The organism is Limibacter armeniacum, assembly GCF_036880985.1.
Taxonomy (GTDB): domain Bacteria; phylum Bacteroidota; class Bacteroidia; order Cytophagales; family Flammeovirgaceae; genus Limibacter; species Limibacter armeniacum.
Window position 1 is genome coordinate 1 of the sequence record NZ_JBAJNO010000004.1, and the last position, 21910, is coordinate 21910.

Below are 21910 nucleotides of genomic sequence, written 5' to 3' on the forward strand. Positions count from 1 at the left end.
AGGGAAAGAATTGCTGGAGAATACACTGTATTTTGGCTCTAAAAAGTTGAACAGCAAAAAGGATGAAATAGCACATCTCAAAAGTTTATTGAAGGATACCATGTGACTTTCTGAAGCTGCTACACTATCTTGAGAAATACTTATACTGGGTATTGAATTTTTATATTAAACTAAATGAGAACAATCAGCTTTATCATTTACTTACTGACTGCCTGTTTTTTGGTGATTTCCAGTTGTAACAAGCGTGCAGAAAGTAAAGAAAAGGAAGTCATTACCATTGCAGCAGCTGCCAATATGCAGTTTGCCATTCAAGCTTTGGCAGACTCTTTTGCCAAAGAGCATCGGCTTGAATATAACTTGGTGATCAGCTCATCTGGAAAACTGACAGCACAGATCAAGGAAGGAGCGCCATACGATATTTTTGTCTCTGCCAATATGAAATACCCTAAGGAGATTGACAGCATCGGAAAGGCTGCAACCACCCCAAAAGTATACGCTTACGGGAAACTTGTTCTTTGGTCGATGATGGAAAACATCTCACCATCCATAGAAGCACTTACAGGGAATAAGGTAAACCACATTGCCTTGGCAAACCCTGCAACTGCCCCATATGGAAAAGCCGCTACGGAATCCTTAGAAAAAACGGAATTAACGGAAAAAGTAAAGGGCAAACTGGTGTTTGGGGAGAGCATCGCACAAACCAACCAGTTTATCACATCAAAGTCTGCCGAACTGGGGTTTACGGCACTCTCAGTCGTACTTTCACCTGAAATGAAGGGAAAAGGCAAATGGACACAAGTTCCCGATAGTCTTTATACTCCTTTGGAGCAAGGTGTTATTATTGTCAAGCAAGACAAGACAGTCAGACCTGAAGTACTGCGCTTTTATCAGTACCTATTTTCGACTGACGCAAAAAAAATATTGAAAGCATTTGGATACGCAGTAAATGAATCGACTATCAGGACACATCACTAATATTCGGGTCAGTGGCAGCATGTCTTTGGTTACAGTAAAAGTAGCAACCATTGAACTTCAAACCATTATTATTGAAACACCAGAAACAGCAGCTTACTTGAAGGTTGACCACCCGATTCATATACTTTTCAAGGAAACCGAAGTAGTAATAGGCACTGATACGGAACATGCCGTGAGTCTGACCAACAAGATAAAAGGATCGTTAGCTGTAATTGAAAAAGGTTCTCTTCTAAGCAAGCTGACCATCGAAAGCGAAGTAGGCAACCTGATAGCCATTATCAGCAGCGATGCCGTTAGGCAACTGGACTTACAACAAAACGATACCGTCATAGCCATGATCAAGTTAAATGAAATAATGCTCTCTGAATAATGGATTGGACACCCCTGATACTGACATTTGAGCTGGCAACCGTTACGACATTGCTCCTTTTCCCCTCTCTCTGATGCTGTCCTTCTGGCTGGTGCGAACCAACTCCAAATTAAAGCCCCTGATCGAAACATTGGTCAGTATGCCTTTGGTGCTGCCCCCTACAGTGTTGGGTTTTTACTTTTTGGTGGCATTCAGCCCCAACAATGTATTCGGAGAATGGCTAACCGATTGGTTCGGCATCAAACTGGTTTTCTCTTTCGGAGGATTGGTGGTAGCTTCACTGTTATACAGTCTGCCGTTTATGGTACATCCCCTTCAAGCAGGATTGGCAGGGCTATCTCCCACGCTGACTGAAGCTGCTTATGTGATGGGAAAATCCAAGTTAACCACACTCTTAAAGGTACAGCTACCGAATATCAAACCCGCTATCCTGACAGGTATCGTCCTTTCTTTTGCGCATACGGTAGGTGAATTCGGGGTAGTGCTGATGATCGGTGGCAGTATTCCGGGCAAAACCAAGGTAGCTTCCATTGCTATCTATGAGGAAGTGGAAGCCCTTCATTACGGTGTTGCCAATGTCTATTCCCTAATCCTTTTTGCCATTACTTTTTGTGTATTGCTGTCTGTCTACCTTGTCAATGGCGGCTACCTGAAACGATTTCTGAAATGATTGAACTGAATATACAGAAGCGGCTCAATGCCACAGCAGGAGAAATGCAACTGCAAGTCAATTGTCAAATTGAGCAGGGTACATTTACCACGCTTTATGGTGAATCCGGTGCAGGAAAGACCTCCACCCTCCGCATGCTCTCCGGTTTGATGTCACCTGACAATGGACGCATTACAGTCAATGGCAAGGTATGGTTTGATTCAGAAAAAAGGATTAACCTCTCCCCTCAGCAGCGCAGTATCGGGTATGTCTTTCAGGATTATGCCCTATTTCCAAATATGACGGTACAGGAAAACCTACAGTTTGCCTTGGCGAAAGGTCAACCTCAAAACATTATTGGCGAACTGATAGAAATGATGGAACTGGGAGACCTGCAAAATCGGAAACCCACTACCCTTTCAGGCGGTCAGCAGCAACGTGTAGCCTTGGCAAGAGCATTGGTACAACGTCCTCAGCTGCTACTGCTGGATGAACCGCTTGCCGCACTGGATATCAAAATCAGGCTCAAGTTGCAAGACTTTCTACTGAAAGTACATAGGGAATATAAGCTGACTACCCTCCTGATCAGCCATGATATAGGTGAAATCACCAAGCTATCCCAACAGGTGATGGTACTTGAGAAAGGTAAGATCACCCGACAAGGCACACCTGCCGCCATCTTTACTGATAACCATATCAGTGGCAAATTCCGGTTTGCAGGAGAAATACTTCAAATTGATAAACAGGAAGTAGTTTATATTGTCACCGTACTGGTACAGCAGAATATCGTCAAGGTTATTGCACAGGAGGAAGAAGTCAAAAAATTCCAGATTGGGGATAAGGTAATACTGGCATCAAAAGCTTTCAATCCGATAATTTTGCCAGTGGTAGATTAAATGGTGCGTTTACAAATTCAAACTGTATTTAAATGAATGACATGACATCTATTATAGACGAATATATCCAATTCTGTAAATACGTTGACTTCATAGATAACTATACATTTAAGCATGATACTGTAGATCAGTATACAGTAAAACAATTGGTCCATCAACAAAATTTTAGATCAGCTTATGAGAGTGTCAATGATCATCTAGATGAGAGCCTTACTTGTATAAACTTCTCTTTTAAGAGAATGAGAGAAGCTATTATCTATAACCAAATCAAGAGTGTTTATTCAGAAAATCAGTCACATTATCATAAGTTAATCAAGCTTCAATTTGAACAGAGCTTTTTAGATCATGATCCTATGTTCTTCCGACTAGAATTTACGCTTAATTTATGCTACTATTTCAGCTATGCAAAGCTTGGGAAAGAAGTTCTATTCAATATGATCGACCAATTTATTCGGAGCAGAAACAAAGTTGACAGTTATAGATACCTTGTTTTCTTGGAGTATTTTGTGGACTTAGTCAGCTCTTTTTCTACAGATTTAGGACTTTCAGAAGATGAAAAACAAAGGTTTTATATAGACATCGTTATGACTCCATTTGATCACAATGAATTTTGTGAGGGGGTAACAGATCATCTTCGAAAAGCTTTATGGAATATTAAACCAACTGATGACTGTAGATCTATATTTGAATATTGGGCAAACTCTCCACTCACTACTATTTCAAAAATTGCATCGAAAACTTTGAGTAAAATGTAATAATCATTTAAATCAATGATTCTCAATATAGAAACCAATATTTTTTGGCTGTACTCCTAAATAAATTAAAGCACCACTTTCCAGCAACTGTTTCTCAAATGACTCAATATCTGTTTTCTTTAGAGTGTAATTAACCCTTCGATTACTTTTATCAAGATCAGGTTTCATTTCCATAAATACTTGAAATGGCACTGATGTTTCCTGCTGTATCATTTCATAAATAGTCTGAACTTCTCTGTCTACCTTATTATGTTTCCATTTCTGAACCCTTTCAATCAAATCTAGCTTAAAAACCCAACTCAAAGTATAGATGTCTTTTCTTATATAACCATAAACTAATGGGAATGCGATTTCTGTTCCATCTATTAGTCTTAAAAACATTTTATATTTAAGGTCAATCGCATAAGTTGAAGGGCTATTTTTTCCTTTTTTATAAGTAATAATCTCTCCCTTAGCTCTTATTAATATACCTTGAACTTGAGTGGTTTCTATCGTTTCGATATTATGATGATCTTGATAGATAAACTCTATTTTTCCCGATTTTATATTAATTCCTCCATATTCCCCACCTCTAAATGATTTACGTATTGCCCAAAATCCACCACCTAAATTAATAGGAACAGTAAATAACATAACTGATATAAATGACAAAGGTATATTCTTTTCTACGACGCCTAATATGATATAAATGATTATAGCTGTAGGAATTCCCAAACCTAAAAATTGCTCATACCAAAAGGGTTTAAAGTGTTTAGTATAAGTCTTAAGTACATCTCCCTCAAAAGTACCATAAATATCATCTGTAAATATCGATTTTGGTCTTAGATACTGAAGGTCATAACTTGGTTTTACCTTGATGTTAGTGATCTCCTCTTTGTTTACTTTTCTTAGTACATTAACATCTTTCAAGGAAGATGAAAACCAATCACTTTTAATAAATAAAGATGCTTTCTCTTGTTCATAATCTAAAAACTCATCCAATCTGCTAAGAAGAGTATAATGTTCACTCTTTTGGGAATCAAAATGCACATTTCCCTCTACACAAAACTTATACAGTAGTTGATAAATACCATTTGATTTCAATTGTTTTTTTATCTTCTTATAGTGCCTCCTACGATTGAAAAATGAGAATGATAAAAATAGCGTAGAAAGTACTAATGGAAGCACTCCAAATATTATATTCAATAGTGAAGTCCAACTTTCACTTACATTAAGCAATAGTAAAGTTGTTATTACTGAAAATAAAAGAATCTTAATGAGTATTCCGTAGATTTCCTGATCTTGCCTTCTTGTATTTATATTCCACGCCTTATTATGTATATGCCTATTCCAGCAGTAATCATAGATAAACTTTGATTCTGGTAAATTCTCAACCTCACTAAAATCATAAACAATTGTTCCATTTTCTGTTACATATACATTCCCATCAAATTCAATCAGTAACTTTGTCAAGCTTTCTGTAGCCTCCCATTTAGGAGACCCCGTCAAAGTCATATAATTAGCGACAGTTATTAAATATTCGTGTTTATGAAGATAGGCTACCACCTGATGTTTTACACTTTCCTCTTCATCAACTAAATATTGATCACCTAACAAAAATGATTGAAGAATATGGATATGCGAACGCTTTCTGTTGTCACACTCTAACGTAGGAATGTCCATTGTTTCCTCATAATTAAGATGTTGATCAAAAAACCATCTCAGACAGAAGTAAGTTATTACCAGTAATAAAATACCTATTACAACTTCTGCCTCCAATGCTTTCTTAATATGTAAGACAAATGGATGAAAAGAATAAGATACAAGGATATATGCAATTACACTTAATGCAATTGCATGATAAAAATAGATAGTTGAAGGAAGAGTTATTCTAACAAATTGAAAGACAATGGATTTAGTAATTTTTCGTATACTTTGCCTTACCTTTCTTAAGGTTCGTTTCCACAAAGGCTGAAAAATCATGTTATATATGACACTTTGATCTCTATTGGAGATGCTAAATAAGTGTCCATCTTTTATAAGGCTTTTAATTCCCTGATTTACTTCATTTTGACTGTAACCTGTCAGTATGGTTATTTCGTCTAACGAAGCATTTCCATCAAGCTTTTTAAAAGCCTTATATATTGATTGCTGAATCTCCTTTGATGATGACATCCGATTACAATTAGAATAAAAAATATGCCTCAATAAGGCATTGTCATTTAACCTATGACTTCTTTAATTCCCCATTTTAGAAGTACCTTTCCTGCTTCTCCTTCTAATGTATAAAAATTTTCCAGATCAGTAGTATTTAGCTGTTGTTGAGCTAAGCCTTCAGACAGGCTTCTATTTTTCTCTTCACCAAAGACTTCTATAAATTCTTTAACAGGACGAACTAAGCCTTCATATTCTACATAGTTTAACCATAACCAAACCTTATAAAAAACGCTCTCCTTTTGTTCCATTCCCTCCAACGTACTATCCCAATGGTTTGGTTGGTGTTCAAACTGATACTTTTCTTCAATATATCGAGCAATCAAATAAAGCTTATCACTAGTTTTGACACGCTGACTATACAATCTTTCCTTTGATGCCTTATCCATTAATAACATAGCTTGATTTTAGTTGCTAACTCAAAAAGTGCATTAAAATACACTTTTAATTGCTTTTTAAGCACTTTTTTACTTTTTTGAACTCAAAAGAGCATTATAATGCACCAAGAAGCATTTATTTCTACCATAAAACAAAGGCGTGAAACGCTTGGCATTACGCAACAGGATCTGGCAGAACTGTCTGGAGTAGCACTCCGTACACTGAAGGCGATCGAAAATGGAAAAGGAAACCCTACCCTTTCTACCATTCAGAAACTGCTGGAGGTATTGGGACTCGAAATAGTGATACAGGTAAAGCAATAATAAGATATGAGAAAAGCGGAGGTTTACAGAAATGGTGTGCTGGCGGGTATCCTGACAGAAGAAAACAGGAATAGCTACCGATTTGTCTACGAGGAGGCCTATTTTATGGATACACAACTACCTGCCATAAGCCTAACCTTACCCAAGGTAAAACGGGAATTTCACAGTCCAATCCTGTTCCCATTTTTCTTCAATATGCTGAGTGAAGGTGTCAACCGCAAACTGCAAAGCCTTCAACTGAAAATGGATGAAGAAGACCATTTCGGCCTGCTGCTTGAAACCGCACAATTTGATACCATCGGCGCTGTATCCGTAAAACCGATTGACTGATGAAAGTAGAGATTTACAACTGTCCGGGTACTTTGGCGGAAGGACATTCGACCTATACAACTGCCTGCCGTAAACGACTTTTTGAAGGGAAGAAAGTCAGCCATATACTTCCTTACCGCTCTCCGCAACTTAGTGAAGAGGTGACGGAGCTGTTTATCGAAAACCGCAAGCGTATCTCTATTTCAGGAGTACAGGAAAAACTGAGTATGGTACTGGAAAAGAACAGGCTCAGGCTGACGCATTCCGGTGAACAGGGTACTTATATCCTAAAACCTATTCCGAGAGACCTGAAACTGGTGGAGCAGGTTCCTGCCAATGAGCATTTGACCATGCAGATTGCCCGACAAGTTTACAAGATCAATACGGCTGAGAATGCCCTGATTTTCTTTCAGGACGGTTCCCCAGCCTATATCACCCGACGGTTTGACATAAAATCGGACGGCACCAAGTTTGGACTGGAAGATTTTGCTTCATTAGCCGGCAAGACCAAGGACAATGCAGGACCGGACTTCAAGTACCGATACAGTTACGAGGAAATTGCAGTCTTATTAAGGGAGTTTGTACCTGCTTGGAGAGTTGAAGTGGAAAAACTGTTTGCACAGATCCTGTTCAATTACCTTTTCCATAATGGGGATGCACACCTGAAAAACTTTTCCCTAATTGAAGTAAGGGATGGGGATTACCTGCTAAGCCCTGTATATGACCTGATCAATACACGGCTACACGTTGCTGATTCGGATATGGCGTTGGAAGATGGACTGTTTTCCCATGACTATGAAACTGACAGCTTTGCGGCTAACGGATACTATGCTTACGATGATTTTCTGGAATTTGCCTTGAAGATTGGTGTGCAGGAAAAAAGAGCCATTCGCCTACTGGATACATTCCGCACTGCCAACCCTGAGGTCGAGCAACTTACGCAAAGGAGTTTTCTTTCTGAAGAGCTAAAAGCACAATACCTGACCCTGTACCGTGACCGAATCAAAAGGTTGAATTACTCTTTCAGTGGTAAACTTTAGCAACCAACATAAAGAAAAAGCCCCACCTGATGGCGGGGCTTTTTACTTTTTTGTGTATGTATGAAAATGAATGTCTGCTTTTGATTACAGCGCGATTGTTTCTGTTACGTTAGTCTCGTTGCCTTTGATGTGCACGTAGTAGATACCACTTTTCAGTAGGCTTAGGTCAAGCTGTTTTACTGGCTTGAAACCGCTTACGAAACGTGAGCTGTAAACTTCTTCACCAGCTTCGTTGGTGATTGTAATGTTCAGCACTTTCTCCGCTGCTTTGTTAAAGAACAGGCTCAGTTCTTTACCGTTCAATTTAAACTGGTAAGGCATATCCTTGCTTGTCAGTTGGTAATCTTTCATCACCACTGTTTTAGCTTCTGTAATCTCCAGTTGTCTTACTACACGGTTATCCTCAAACTGAAGTGTCATCGTGTAATCACCTTTTTGCAGTGCTGCAAAGTCCAGTTTAGCAGAAGTTTCTACCACGCCTTCAAACTTGCGGTGCATGACCACTTTGCCTTCTGCATTGCTTAGGATAAAGTCCACTGCCTTACCTTCCATGTCTTTTAGTACCAGTGTTGCCACTTGCTGACCGGTTGCCACTTTAAAGCTGTAAGTGATACCGCCTAGTGGTCTGTAAGTTGCGTTAGCGTTGATCAGTGTAAAGATACTCAGAGTCAGAACTGCCAGAATTGATTTAAATGTTTTCATCGTTCTATGTATTTTCTTGTTTCTTAAAATCTCGTTTAAAGGTCAGACTCCGTAATGTATTTGGTTTTGATCGTTTGGGAACCTCCAGGATTATTTGGTTTGTAGTTCCTTTATCGTTGTCTGACGATACAAACATGAGCAAGAAATTTTTCACTAACAAACGACTGAATATTAAAATAATATTAAGGTTATTTTTACATTTAAAAAATATTTTAAGTGGTAAAAAGTAACTTATAGAATATTGTTTCATGATAAGAATACACTTTTAGAATTTTCTATTTCGCTAATGACACGAAGACGAATAAGCTTTGTTAAGTGTGCTGAGAACATTAAAATTCCTTTTGTAAGCGTATTTGGTTCAGTGAAAATTTATTTTAACATTTTTTAACTTTAATGAAGTTGAATTTTTAACTCAAAAGCCAATAAACGAAATTTCGCTAGTTTTCAACGGACACAAAATCCCCCTCTATCTCTGTATAAAAAGCTGCTTTATTACTATTTGCAAAGGCAGCAACAAATGAGGTTGACCTCGGTCTTAACATATTTTTTCTTCCATTGACTTCTGATATTTACGCTTCCACAATTTCAAGTCAGAATAATAAACCAGACGCTCACTTCTTTACTCCAATTCTATTTCGAACTGAATTCAATTCAAAAGCTTCTCAAATAAAAGGAACTAGCAGCCAATTGAAATATTTGACTCAGGTCAGCCAGTTGATTCATTTATGTGAAATATCTATTTATCGTTTTGACCAATGCAGTCGCCTGTATTTTCCTATGCTATTTCTGAATAGCGCTCGTCTCAACTTCTCCAATTAAATTGACTAATATTAAAATTTACTCAACATTAGAAGCCCTCACATAACAGCCATTTAAACATTTGATTATTGAATTGTTACACATAGTTATAGCTAATTATTTTTTTGATATCATCGCAGCATAAATTTACAAATATTCAAATCTCATGAACACACAAAAACTATTTAAAGCGCTATTACTAGCCATCTATGTAGCAATTTGCAGCTGTAACAATGCTATTATTGACACACAGCCAAACAACCAAGTTGAACCAAATTCAAACTTAAGAACAGCATCTGGCAAGCATGTGCTTTTCATTGGCATTGATGGATTACAGTATGAAAAAATGGCAAATGTGAGCACACCTAACTTAGACAAGTTGAATATAAGTAAAGGCTTTACAGGTGGTATCATGGGTACCCCTTCCGAGCAGAGTACTTATAGCGGTCCGGGATGGGCTACCCTTTTGACTGGTGTATGGTTTGATAAACATGGAGTTCCAAACAACAGTTCTTCCACCTACAAGTCTCAAGCGAAAAGTATCTTTGCCTATGTAAAAGAAGCACAGCCTAATGCAGAAATAGCTTCAGTAGCAGTTTGGTCTCCCATCCATGAGTTTATGGAAAATGACATGAGCTATGTAGACCGTCGATATGACGGCGGAGATGATGCTCATGCCGTTACATGGGCTGTCAATGACCTACAGGATGAAAATACAGACTTACTATTTGTCCATCTGGATAATGTAGACCACGTAGGACATGCCAGTGGATGGGGAAGTGCCTACAACAATGCTATTGCTGAAGTTGACGTACAGGTGGGAACCTTATTACAAGCAGTGGAAGACCGTATAGACCAAACAGGCGAAGATTGGCTGATCATAGTGGCTACCGACCACGGACGTGACCCAAGTTTAGGTTACTCACATGGTAACCAGACCACTTATGAAAAAACCATCTTTGTAGGTATGAACAAGGCAGGTAATGATGAATTCAATTCTTCAGTTACTTCTATTCCAAATTCAGGTTTTAATGGACTGTATGGGACAGTTGCCCAAACTTCAGTGGCTCCTACTATCCTGAGACATCTGGGTATCACGATCCAACCGGAATGGCAATTGGCATCTGCCCCATTGATCGGAGAAGATGGGCCAAGAAAAGTGATGCAAGCTTCTCAAGGAGGAAATAGCGTTTTCTGGTATTCGCAAAGTAGCAATAGTGCCAATATCTACCGCAACAACCAATTGGTAGGAACCATTGCTGGAAATCAAGGTAACTTTACGGACACTACGGCTACAATTGGGTTAAATACCTACACAGTCGAGTTGAATGGTGCTACAGGTTCATTCAGTATGTACGGCAATAGTAATAACCTGTCAATTTCAGCTGCTCTTGACTGGAATGATCTGGCTAACAATACAGCTTACTTCTTCCGAAATGATTATCAGTATGTGCGTTACAACAAATCCAACGACTCAGCTGATGCTGGATACCCTAAACCTGTCAACAGCTCAACATGGCCCGGACTTGATAGTTACAAGGAACTTATCAGTGCATCTTTTAAATGGCACAACCAGTATGGCTACTTTTTCATGAGCGACGGAAGGTACCTGAAATATGATATGAGTACAGACCAAGTGCTTTCCGGCTATCCGAAACAAGTGAACAACTCAACTTGGCCAGGATTGCAAGGATATGGAGATAAGATTGTGGCAGCACTTAACTGGGACAATGACAAGGCTTATTTTTTCCTGAATGATGGCACCTATATCAGTTACAGCATCAGCAATGACCAAGTAGATACTGGTTATCCAAAAGCAATTGACAACAGCTCATGGTCAGGGTTGGAGCCATACGGCAATGCTATTACCGCTGCCCTTGACTGGGACAGTACTTACTGCTATTTCTTTTTGAGTGACAATACCTATATCAAGTACAATAAATCAACCAATACGGCAGAAAGTGGTTACCCAAAAGCTATCAATAGTAGCTCTTGGCCAGGATTAATGTAATTCCGATCAAAACGGTTTATAAAGCAAATAGCCGCTTCTTTATTCAAGAAGCGGTTGTTTTTATTCGTTAGCAAAAAAGCTGTTACCCATTTACATCCATCAGGTAAACCTTGAACAGCAATGCCTTCTGGTCTGTATCGTTGGTGACAGAGTGAGGAATATTGCCATCAAAAAACAGGGTATCTCCCTCGTGCAACTCAATCATCTCCTCACCTAACCCATAGTTGATATCTCCATGAATCACGTACAGCAGTTCCAACCCGTTGGTTGCAATTGGCGGACGGTGAACATTACCGCTCACTTCCACCAAGTTGACCCGCATATTGACATTGGTAATGGCTTGTGATATAAGATCAAAGTAGCGAAGCCCTTCCGAGTCAGAACGCTCTATAGGAGATACCTCCCCTTTCCTGATCAGGATATAATCCATAGATGAATGCCTGACATTCCTTACCAATTCAGCCATATCTACATCCAATGCACGGGCGATATTGAACAACACCGGTAAAGAAGGTACTGTCCTGAAATTTTCAATCTTTGACAACAGGCTAGGTGTTACATCACTCTTCTGAGACACCTCCTGCAAGCTGAGTCTTTTGTCCTGTCTTATTTCCTTAATTGCCTTGCCTATATTTCCAAGACTCTCGTCCTTGATTGCCATCCTTGGTCTGTATTATGTTTCTTAAAAAATTTCCTAAAAATAATGAAATACTTCGTGGTTTCTATCAGATTTCATTTTTTGACAAATATTCACTTTCAATAATTATGCATTTTGTCTGAACGGTATACCAATATATGCATTTGATGATTTTTTAACCTTTCCATTTTTTCCCCTCAATATTACCATAATGTGTATAAATACACATCAGAGTAGCATTTACAGTAAACTAAACATGAACTAAAGTTATACGCAATATTCCCAAATCTATTTTTCAAGGCATTTAATTATTGAGCATCATTCACAAAAGTTGAATATATATCAAATTATGTATTGATTTGTACCAAGCAATTCAGCCAAAGATACACTGGCTGAAAGATGCTTATCACGAGATCTATTTAAAAGGAATAACGAATGGCTTTTAGCCTGAAATGTAAATCCAAAAAAGCATGGGAATCAAACTGGCAGTCTTTGACATGGCAGGTACTACAGTCAAAGACAAGAATTATGTACACAAGGCATTTGTAGACGCTTTTGAAAAAGGCGGCTTCAAGACAACTGAAGAGCAGGTAAACCCACTAATGGGATACCCTAAGCCAATCGCCATCAAAAAGGTATTGGATGATAACAAGGAAGCCTATACGGAAGCTGACATCAAGGTTATCCATGATCAGTTTGTTCGGAATATGGTAGAATTCTACCAAACCGATGCAAGTGTAAAGGAAGAGGAAGGAGTGAGAGAAACTTTCACAGCACTTCACAACAAAGGGATCAAGATTGCCATTGACACAGGGTTCAGCAGGGATATCATGGATGTGATCATCGACAGACTAGGCTGGAAAAAGGACAACCTGATTGATTTCAGTGTGGCTAGCGACGAGGTGACTCAAGGAAGACCGTACCCTGATATGATCTTCAAGGCGATGGAACATTTCGGTGTGGAAGACAGCCAGTCAGTGATCAAGATTGGAGATACCAGCTCTGATATGCAACAGGGTGACGCTGCAAAATGTGGCATGGTGATCGGCATCACGACAGGTGCATTTACGGAAGAGACTTTCAAGCCTTATCCATATACGCACATTATTCACGCTTTGCCCGAGCTTATTCCATTACTCAAGTAACAAAATACAGGGAAAGGTGAGCAATCGCCTTTCCCCTTTCAAAAAATAAACAGCGATGTATCATTTCGAAAAGTTGAATAATTGGTTAGGTAAAAGCCCCAAGCTCACATTTGTGCTTTTCGGTTGGATGACGGCATTTGTGACCTACTCCGGTACCTATGCTTTCCGTAAACCGATCGGTGCTGCCACATTTGCAGGCATGGAGCAATGGGGAGTCGATTACAAGATACTGGTACTGACAGCCCAACTGATCGGATACACGCTTTCCAAGTTTATTGGGGTCAAGTACGTGTCGGAGATGAACAATAAGCAACGGCCTTGGCTTATCCTGATCCTGATCAGCATAGCGGCCACCTCACTTATCCTTTTCGCCATCGTACCAGCGCCTTACAATATATTCTTTATGGTGCTCAACGGGTTACCGCTTGGCATGGTCTGGGGAATTGTCTTTTCCTATCTGGAAGGCAGAACCACTACTGAACTGTTGGGAGCCGGACTTTCTACCACACAGATATTTTCATCAGGTATTGTAAAGTCCGTAGGCAAGTGGCTGATGCTGGAATTGAACGTCTCAGAGTTCTGGATGCCTGCCATAACCGGTTTGCTTTTCCTGATCCCGCTTGTATTGAGTGTATGGCTGATGGACCATTTACCTGTTCCAAGTAAGGAGGATGAAAGGCAAAGAACCAAGCGTATGCCGATGGATGGTAAGGCAAGATGGAAATTTTACCTGCATTTCGGCTTTGGCTTATCCATGTTGTTGCTGCTTTATGTGTTGCTGTGTGTGTTCAGGGATTTCAGGGACAACTTCGCTGCCGAAATCTGGGTCTCACTCGGAAAGGGCAACGATGCCGCAATATTCACGCAAACTGAAACCCCGATCTTTGTCGTGATGCTGGTGATTATAGCCTTGATGATGCGCATCAAAAACAATATGCTGGCTTTTCAGCTGAACCACCTCCTGCTCTTTGGCGGATGTTTGCTGATTGCTGGAGCCACGTGGCTGTTCGAGAGTCATATGATTACACCTGAGGTATGGATTACCCTGATAGGCTTTGGTTTGTATGTGGGGTATGTACCTTATCAAATTATGCTGATGGACCGACTGATTGCAGCATTCAAGTATGTCAGTACGGTGAGCTTCCTGCTCCTGCTCTCAGATGGGCTGGGTTACCTTGGCAGTACAGGATTGCTATTGTACAAGAATTTCGGGATGCCTTCTGCCAGTTACCTGACCTGGATGATCAAAGGCAGCTACATTATCGGCTTTATGGGAGCAACTGTGACACTGGTCAGCAGCCTCTATTTTATCAGGCGATATAAATCTCAAACAGCAGAAACAACCATAGCAGAACCTGTCATGTCAGGTTGCTAATAGACATAAAACACTATCTCATAACAAGGTTTAAACGTTGCACTTGTACGGTTAGACCACTGATGACAAAATATTAATTCTCTATTATTTTTTATCGGAACATAACGAAGTTTTAAACCTCAAACACAGTCATGTACAACATTTACAGGAACTACTTCCTCTTGATAGCCATGCTGCTATTAGGACAGGTTACTTATGCCCAAAAACTGGCGGGAGTCAAAGGTAAAATAGTGGACGATAATGGTCCGTTACCTAGCGCCATGGTATTGATAAAAGGAACCAACAAAGGCACTACTACCGACTTGGAAGGACACTTTCAGTTAGGAGTAGACAAAGCCGGAAACTATACATTGGAGATTGCATTTCTAGGTTATAAATCCATAGAAAAACAAATAACCATCACAGACAACCAGCTGCTAGATATAGGGACCATCTCAATGGTTGAGGATGCCAGTGAATTGACCGAGGTAGTTGTAATGGGTTCCATGAAAGCTTCAGAAGCCAAGGCACTTTCTGTACAGAGAGCATCCCTGAATATCAAGAATGTGCTCTCAACGGATGGTATCGGTAAGCTTCCAGACAGAAATGCAGCTGAGGCAGTACAACGTATTGCTGGCGTTTCGATTGAACGTGACCAAGGTGAGGGGCGTTTTGTAGCAGTACGTGGTCTTCCGGCAGACTGGTCTTCAGCCACCATCAACGGTGACCGTATTCCAGCAGCTGAGGAAGAAACAGGTTCTCGTGCATCCGCTTTTGACTTTTTCCCTTCTGACCTAATTGAAATGGTCGAAGTCTCAAAAGCTATCACACCAGACATGGAGGCAGACGCAATGGGCGGTAGCGTGAACTTTATCACTAAAACAGCACCTGACAGCAGAACCCTGAATGTTACACTTGGTGGTGGTGCCAACCAAAAAGCAGCAGGTGGCATCTACTCTGCCAACGTACTATATGGCGATAGGTCAAAGAATGGAAAATTCGGTTATATCCTGAATGGAACCATCTGGGACAGAGCTTGGGCAACGGACAACTATGAGCCAAGAAGAAAATCTGACGGTGTGTACAGACTGGAACTAAGAGACTATGACGGCAGAAGAAGAACTGTTGGCTTCAACGGTGGTATGGAGTACAACTTCAATGAGAACAGCAAGATAACAGCAAGAGGAGTTTATGGTACTTTGAATGATCATGAAACACACTTCAAACACAGGTTACGTTTTGATAAAATCGATACTGATACAGGAGAAGGCAGAGTGGAGCTACAACACATTGACAACATCCTAATCACAGAGATGTGGGGAGCCGAATTGGCAGGTGACCACAAGCTGAACAGCAAGACAAAAGTGGACTGGAAACTGTCAAGCTACGATAACCAATTCTACTATGGTGATATCCCTGACGGACAGGATAATTCTTACTTCCTCGCGCAATTCAACCAGAGCGGTGTTCCAATGAATGTAGGCATGTTGGAAAGTGGGGATGACAATAAGAACAGACTTCAGTTCACGCCTGACGGAGGACAATTCACGCTGGAAAACCTGGATCAGGTATTGGGTGATGACTTTCAGGTAGACCCTTCTCAAATGAAATTGGCTACTTTCGGTATTTACCGTGTGGCAAAACGTGACAGGGACCGTATCGTTGCACAAGCCAATATTGAATCCAACCTTTCGGATATATTTACCTTGAAGGCAGGATTAAAATTCAGAGACAAGCTAAGAACAGAGTCTTTCTCAGATGAATACTATGAATACACCGGTACAGAGGAAATCACGATGGCCAATGTGGATGAGTTCTTGGGTAAAGCCGCAGGAAGCAGCCTTCAGGATCAGCCAGGCAAAAATGACTACATGAGTGAACTCAATAGCTCATTCAGCCAGAACTTCTCTAAAGTACTGGACCTTGAAACAACACACGAGCTGTATGTCAAACTGAGGGATGCAGGACAACTGAAGCTGTTGGAAGATGATTCAGGGTTGCTATCAAATGGTGGTGCAATAGGCCGTAACTTTGAAGTGCACGAACAGCATATCTCAGGTTATGTGATGGGCACTTACAAGCCAACAACAAAACTGACACTGATTGGCGGCCTAAGGATGACACAAACCCTCACAACGCTTGAAGGCTACAATCTTGTGGACGGCGAGGTACAGCCAACAACCGTTGAAAACAACTACTTGTCTTTACTGCCAATGCTGCACGCCAAGTTCCAGCCTAGCAATATGACCAACTTGAGATTTGCCGTAACAAGAACATTTGCACGCCCTTCATTCTGGCAGATGGCTCCGGGTGGTTCATACATGTCGTTTGACAATATCTACACTGGAGGTAATCCTGAGTTGAAACCCACTTACTCTTGGAACTTTGACCTGATGGCAGAGCATTTCTTTGGTAATGTTGGTGTGATCTCAGGTGGTGTATTTGCAAAGAGCATAGCAGACCCTGTCTTTACCTCTACACGCAAAGGAGATGTATTGACTTATAAAAACATTGAAATCACAGCACCAGACAATGGCGACAATGCATGGTTGGCAGGTGTAGAGGCCAATGTTTCAAGACAGTTTGATTTTCTTCCAGGCTTCCTGAGCGGTTTCGGCATCAATGCAAACGCTACATTTATGAAGTCTGAAATGACCATCCCACTGGATGATGGGGAGGTAAGGGAAACAGCAATCCCTCGTCAGGCAGATGCCCTGTACAACATTGCCCTTTACTATGAAAAAGGTGGCTTTAATGCACGCCTAGCTTGGAACCATAAAGGTGCCTATATCATGGAGCATGGTAGCAGTGATGCACAGGATGAGATCTACGGCGCCTACACCACAATGGACTTTACCACTTCATACAAGGTATCAGACAAGGTGATGATCTTTGCCGAGATGAATAACCTGCTGAATGAGCCGATGACCTATTACCTTGGCGAAGAAGGCAGGCCATTGCAAGTAGAATATTATGGCATCAGAGGACAAATGGGCGTAAAAATCTCGTTGTTCTAATAAAAACTTTAGTTCTCAAAAAACTAATAAATACCTAGTCAGTCAAAAGCCACCTCATATTGAGGTGGCTTTTCTTATTTTGAAATAATAAATCCTTAGGAAGACTCTAACAAAAAAACCACCCGAAACGAATATTCAGGTGGTTACCATTTTCAAAAATGCAACTTCAATCAAATCAAATCATCCCAATTCCCATTGGCGATACGGTCAGCTACTCCAAATGAGAGCGTCATCCCCGCACCTCCCAAAGCGTTCATCAGGATAATATTTTCTTCAGGCTGTGCGATCAGCACTGTTTTTCCAGTTGTAGATTTAGGATATATACCATGCCATGACTCCTGTAAGGCGAAAGTAGGAGCATCAAGGAAAGTCTTCAGATAATCCAAAACAAGTTGGTTGATTTCCATACGGTCAAACGGATCGTGTGTCAGACCATATTCGTGAGAGTCTCCCAATGTCAACTCACCCAGTCCTGTTTGTGAAGCCATCACGTGGATGCCATATTTCGGGTACAGGGGCATCTCTTCTTCAATTCTGCTTTTCAGCTTACCCAAGGAAGGACACTTATCAAACGCCTTATAATGTGTCAGTGTCAAGCCAGCAGCCAAAGCAGGTCCAAGCCTCCAGTTGTTTGGCTGCGCAACTGTACGCATCATCTGCAACTTACATTTGGTAACACCCCATGAGGTATAAATTTCAGGGTAAAGCGTCTCAAGATCTGGACCGCTGCAAACATAAATCTGGTCAGCCACAAAGATTCTTCCATCAGAAGTCGTCACCTTACTGTCACCCACTTCCTTCACTAAAGTATTCCAATGAAACGTTACGCCAAGTTGCTCAGACAAGTAGGAAGGAAAAGTTCGCAGTGCCTCTCTTGGGTCTACAATCACCTCTGTCTTGCTGAATACACCACCCTTCAGGTTTTCCTTCTTGACCGCATTTGAATATTTGTCAATCTTGCCTGCCTCAACCAATTCCAACTCATAAGGTCCATCCTGATAGGCTTGATAGAACTCCTGCAGGACATCCCACTCATCATCACGATAGCCAAGGTGTAAGCTTCCTATCTGGTCTGAGTAGATCCCTGTAGCAGCAATCAGCTCTTTCCATATTTGCCTTGATCTCAGTGCTACCTCATAAAAAACACCTTCTGGCTGTCCAATAGGCCATACCATTCCGAAGTTCCTGACAGATGCGCCAACAGGTTGAGAAGTCCTGTCAAATACGGTAACCTTATTACCTTTCTTAGCTTCAGCCAGTGCCAAAGCCTGTCCTGCTATACCAGCACCAATAATTATGATATCCTTTTTCATATAAGTCAAATTATATCCAAATAAACGGTATATTTTTGACTAATATTCAATTATGTAGATTAAGTTAATTTTAAGGATTTGGTAATTTATGAAGAAGTAAAGAAGACATGGCATTGGTTAATATTCCAAACCAACACTTATAAGTGTGCTTTTTTTCTATCCAAAAAATGATGCTTACGATTTTAAAAAGATCATTTGAGTTTTTAATGTTTAAACTTCTACACCTAAAAAATGATGATTTCTCTAATTGTGTTAGAGAAAAATTAAAATCCTCACTTCCTAATTGAATTTCAAAAACCTCTTTATCAAATACTTACAAACAAAATAGTAGACCTTTGTTATTTTAATTTGATCTAAATAATATTTTAAAATAGCTTTGCCCGCTAATTTTTAAACTAAATAAAGTAAGATGAAAAAGGTTTTAACACTATTACTAGCAGGTGCTTTATTCGCGTCATGTGATAACGAAACGGAACCAACAACTGACAATTCTACACTTGAAGCAGCGGTGCTTGAGAACTACTCTGAGATTGTATACGCAACTTACGACGATGCATACCTAACTGCTTTAGCGCTACAAAACCAAGTAAACCTATTCCTGAACGACCCTAGCCAAGCCGCATTGGAAGATGCAAAGAAGGCATGGTTGGCTGCAAGAGAGCCTTACGGACAATCTGAAGCATTCAGATTCTACGGTGGCCCAATCGATGATGCTGATGGACCTGAAGGTCAGCTGAATGCATGGCCATTGGATGAGGCACATATTGATTACGTAGTTGAAGGTTCAGGTACAAACATCATCAACGATACAGAGACTTTCCCTGAAATCACTAAGGAAGTACTGCTGGAGCAAAATGAGAATGGCAGTGAAACAAATGTCGCTCTAGGCTACCATGCCATTGAGTTCCTTCTTTGGGGACAAGACCTTTCTGATGGCCCGGGTGGCGGAGAAAGACCTTATACAGACTATACCACTGCTGACAATGCCAACAGAAGAGCTACTTACCTGAAACTGGCAATCCAGATTCTGGTAGATGACCTTGCTTCTTTAAGAGCAGAATGGGCTGAAGGCGGTGACTACAGAACTACTTTCGTAGCAGAGAATGGTTCAATCGGCTACATCCTATCAGGTATGGGTAAGCTAAGCAAAGGTGAACTGGCTGGTGAGCGTATCTTTGTGGCTTATGATGAGCAAAGCAAGGAAGACGAGCACTCATGTTTCAGCGACAATACACACAGGGATATTGTAACCAACGCATTGGGTATCAAAAATGTGTACTTGGGTAGCTATACAAGAGTGGATGGTTCTAAAATAGATGGTGCTGGTATTGATGACTTGGTACAAGCTAAGGATGAAACACTAAACACTGAGATCACTTCACTGGTAAATGAGTCAGTGGAAACTTGTGAAGCAATCCAAAGTCCATTTGATCAGGAAATTCTGTCTTCAAATCCTGATGGTAGAGAGAGGGTAAAGAATGCCTTTACGATCCTGAGAGAGCAAGGCGACAAGATTGCTGAAGCCGCTCAAGTGTTGGGTTACTCTTTTGACCCTTCAGATATTTAAGCCACTTTTTCAAGATGAGTAAGCAGGGTAATCGTTTGTATTACCCTTGCTTTTTTCTCCTTAACAGAAAAGTATAACGAATGAAAAAAGTTTACTTACTGAGTATACTCCTGCTGGGTCTTTTGGCATGTGAAGACAAGGATACTACAGTCGCAACGTCATGGTATGAAGAGGGTGAGGAATTTCCGGGAGGCGCAACCTCACATTATGACATCTCTGTCAATGCCTTTTCCAATCCTGCTCCTAATCTTGAAGGTGATGGTGACCTGATCTTTGTGACTGGAAATTCATTTTTTAACCGAAACTGGGTAAAAGCCCCTTCCTCAACGGAGGATTTGGATGGTCTGGGTCCTTTCTTTAACTCCCGCTCATGCGCCGGGTGCCACTTCAAGGATGGCCGTGGAAAAGCTCCTGACCAGTTTGGCGATCCGTTATCCTCTATGCTGGTTCGCTTGAGTGTTCCAGGAAGTGGAAGTCATGGTGAACCTGTAGGCGAACCGACATACGGCGGCCAGTTAGCCAACAATGGCATTCTGGAAGTCGGAGAAAGTGGTGAAGGTGAACTGCTGATTGCATATGAAGAGATTACAGGCGAGTATGCGGATGGGGAAAAATATACAATCCGCAAGCCTACCTATACTTTTAACCTGAATCTGGGAGAGTTTGAAAGTGGTGTCATGTACTCGCCAAGGGTAGCCAACCAGATGATTGGTTTGGGGCTTCTGGAGGCAGTTGAAACTAATACCATCCTGTCTTTTGCTGACGAATTCGATACAAACAAAGACGGCATCAGTGGCAGACCAAACATGGTCTGGGACATGATTGCCCAAAAAGAGGTAATCGGGCGATTCGGTTGGAAAGCCAATATGCCCAACCTGAAACAACAGGTTGCTGGTGCCTTCCTTGGTGATATTGGCATTACCTCATCCCTATTTCCTGACGAGTCTTGTACAGATCTTGAGCAAGCTTGCAATGAAACAATAAGCGGAGGTAAACCGGAATTGAAGGAAAGCATTTTGGACAAGGTTACTTTTTACAGCTCTACACTCGCTGTACCTGTCAGGTCTCAAGCCAAGGATGAGGAAGTGCTTAAGGGAAAAGCCCTCTTCAAGCAACTTCAATGTAGCGGGTGTCATATCCCGAGTATGACAACTGGGGCACATACGATCTCTGCACTGGCCTATCAGACCATCTTTCCTTATACAGATCTCCTGCTTCATGATATGGGTGATGATTTGGCTGATAACCGACCAGACTTCCAAGCAACTGGCAATGAGTGGCGTACTCCGCCTTTATGGGGTATTGGACTGATTGAGACGGTCAATGGACATACGCAACTGCTCCATGACGGTAGAGCCAGAAACGTGGAAGAAGCCATCCTGTGGCATGGTGGAGAAGCTAGCAAATCAAAGGAAAGTTTTATTCAGCTATCAGCAGAGGAAAGAACTGCATTGATCACTTTTGTAAACTCCCTATAA

The 21910-nt window shown here is 40.9% G+C and carries 18 protein-coding genes and 1 pseudogene; 14 read left to right on the forward strand and 5 right to left on the reverse strand.

Annotation, left to right across the window (positions count from 1 at the left end; genetic code table 11):
• The first annotated feature begins 174 nt into the window (after nucleotides 1-174).
• The 5 genes and pseudogenes from modA (at nucleotide 175) to V6R21_RS03855 (ending at nucleotide 3645) form a co-directional block, all read left to right on the forward strand.
• A complete protein-coding gene (gene modA, locus V6R21_RS03835; RefSeq protein WP_334241029.1) occupies nucleotides 175-975 on the forward strand; it encodes a molybdate ABC transporter substrate-binding protein in 801 nt (266 codons plus the stop codon).
• Nucleotides 947-1345: a TOBE domain-containing protein gene (locus V6R21_RS03840; protein WP_334241031.1), complete on the forward strand. Its 399-nt coding sequence runs from the start codon at nucleotides 947-949 to the stop codon at nucleotides 1343-1345. The genes modA and V6R21_RS03840 overlap by 29 nt, the downstream gene beginning before the upstream one ends.
• Nucleotides 1345-2015 (forward strand): annotated as a pseudogene (gene modB / locus V6R21_RS03845) (molybdate ABC transporter permease subunit). Before V6R21_RS03840 ends, modB begins: the two are co-directional and overlap by 1 nt.
• On the forward strand, nucleotides 2012-2890 hold the full coding sequence (locus V6R21_RS03850) for an ATP-binding cassette domain-containing protein (protein ID WP_334241033.1): 879 nt from the start codon (nucleotides 2012-2014) through the stop codon (nucleotides 2888-2890). The pseudogene modB and the gene V6R21_RS03850 overlap by 4 nt, the downstream one beginning before the upstream one ends.
• A gap of 32 nt (nucleotides 2891-2922) precedes the next feature.
• Complete coding sequence (locus V6R21_RS03855) at nucleotides 2923-3645, forward strand: hypothetical protein (protein ID WP_334241035.1); 723 nt, start codon at nucleotides 2923-2925, stop codon at nucleotides 3643-3645.
• Between the two features lie 12 nt (nucleotides 3646-3657).
• On the opposite strand, the gene V6R21_RS03860 is transcribed toward V6R21_RS03855, so the two are convergent.
• Nucleotides 3658-5799, reverse strand: a complete 2142-nt coding sequence (locus V6R21_RS03860; protein WP_334241037.1) for a hypothetical protein — start codon at nucleotides 5797-5799, stop codon at nucleotides 3658-3660.
• Nucleotides 5800-5846: 47 nt separating this feature from the next.
• Nucleotides 5847-6227, reverse strand: a complete 381-nt coding sequence (locus V6R21_RS03865) for a hypothetical protein (protein WP_334241039.1) — start codon at nucleotides 6225-6227, stop codon at nucleotides 5847-5849.
• Between the two features lie 108 nt (nucleotides 6228-6335).
• Here V6R21_RS03865 and V6R21_RS03870 point away from each other — a divergent pair, with 108 nt between their 5' ends.
• From V6R21_RS03870 to V6R21_RS03880, 3 genes are read left to right on the forward strand one after another with little or no spacing between them, the layout of a single operon-like run.
• Nucleotides 6336-6539, forward strand: coding sequence for a helix-turn-helix transcriptional regulator (locus V6R21_RS03870; protein WP_334241041.1), 204 nt, complete (start codon nucleotides 6336-6338; stop codon nucleotides 6537-6539).
• A 6-nt stretch (nucleotides 6540-6545) separates the two neighbouring features.
• Nucleotides 6546-6869 (forward strand): HipA N-terminal domain-containing protein, encoded by a 324-nt coding sequence (locus tag V6R21_RS03875; RefSeq protein ID WP_334241043.1) that lies wholly within the window; start codon nucleotides 6546-6548, stop codon nucleotides 6867-6869.
• Nucleotides 6869-7888, forward strand: a complete 1020-nt coding sequence (locus V6R21_RS03880; RefSeq protein WP_334241044.1) for a type II toxin-antitoxin system HipA family toxin — start codon at nucleotides 6869-6871, stop codon at nucleotides 7886-7888. The genes V6R21_RS03875 and V6R21_RS03880 overlap by 1 nt, the downstream gene beginning before the upstream one ends.
• Nucleotides 7889-7972: 84 nt before the next feature.
• Here V6R21_RS03880 and V6R21_RS03885 read toward each other — a convergent pair whose 3' ends face one another.
• Complete coding sequence (locus V6R21_RS03885) at nucleotides 7973-8590, reverse strand: DUF3244 domain-containing protein (protein ID WP_334241046.1); 618 nt, start codon at nucleotides 8588-8590, stop codon at nucleotides 7973-7975.
• Nucleotides 8591-9554: 964 nt separating this feature from the next.
• On the opposite strand from V6R21_RS03885, the gene V6R21_RS03890 reads away from it, so the two are divergent.
• Nucleotides 9555-11399, forward strand: a complete 1845-nt coding sequence (locus tag V6R21_RS03890; RefSeq protein WP_334241048.1) for an alkaline phosphatase family protein — start codon at nucleotides 9555-9557, stop codon at nucleotides 11397-11399.
• Nucleotides 11400-11481: 82 nt separating this feature from the next.
• Here the strand turns inward: V6R21_RS03890 and V6R21_RS03895 are convergent, their stop codons facing one another.
• A complete protein-coding gene (locus V6R21_RS03895; RefSeq protein WP_334241050.1) occupies nucleotides 11482-12060 on the reverse strand; it encodes a helix-turn-helix domain-containing protein in 579 nt (192 codons plus the stop codon).
• Nucleotides 12061-12506: 446 nt separating this feature from the next.
• Between V6R21_RS03895 and V6R21_RS03900 the strand changes: the two genes are divergently transcribed.
• From V6R21_RS03900 to V6R21_RS03910, 3 genes are all read left to right on the forward strand, one after another.
• Nucleotides 12507-13181 carry a phosphonatase-like hydrolase gene (locus tag V6R21_RS03900; RefSeq protein WP_334241052.1) on the forward strand — a complete coding sequence of 225 codons (675 nt, stop codon included), beginning with the start codon at nucleotides 12507-12509 and terminating at the stop codon, nucleotides 13179-13181.
• 55 nt (nucleotides 13182-13236) lie between these two features.
• Complete coding sequence (locus V6R21_RS03905; protein ID WP_334241054.1) at nucleotides 13237-14556, forward strand: DUF5690 family protein; 1320 nt, start codon at nucleotides 13237-13239, stop codon at nucleotides 14554-14556.
• A gap of 131 nt (nucleotides 14557-14687) precedes the next feature.
• On the forward strand, nucleotides 14688-17552 hold the full coding sequence (locus V6R21_RS03910) for a TonB-dependent receptor (protein ID WP_334241055.1): 2865 nt from the start codon (nucleotides 14688-14690) through the stop codon (nucleotides 17550-17552).
• A gap of 170 nt (nucleotides 17553-17722) precedes the next feature.
• Here V6R21_RS03910 and V6R21_RS03915 read toward each other — a convergent pair whose 3' ends face one another.
• A complete protein-coding gene (locus tag V6R21_RS03915) occupies nucleotides 17723-18865 on the reverse strand; it encodes a TIGR03364 family FAD-dependent oxidoreductase (RefSeq protein ID WP_334241057.1) in 1143 nt (380 codons plus the stop codon).
• Nucleotides 18866-19274: 409 nt separating this feature from the next.
• Here V6R21_RS03915 and V6R21_RS03920 point away from each other — a divergent pair, with 409 nt between their 5' ends.
• Together V6R21_RS03920 and V6R21_RS03925 are read left to right on the forward strand one after the other, a co-directional pair.
• Nucleotides 19275-20432 carry an imelysin family protein gene (locus V6R21_RS03920; RefSeq protein ID WP_334241059.1) on the forward strand — a complete coding sequence of 386 codons (1158 nt, stop codon included), beginning with the start codon at nucleotides 19275-19277 and terminating at the stop codon, nucleotides 20430-20432.
• An 80-nt stretch (nucleotides 20433-20512) separates the two neighbouring features.
• Nucleotides 20513-21910, forward strand: coding sequence for a di-heme oxidoreductase family protein (locus tag V6R21_RS03925; RefSeq protein ID WP_334241061.1), 1398 nt, complete (start codon nucleotides 20513-20515; stop codon nucleotides 21908-21910).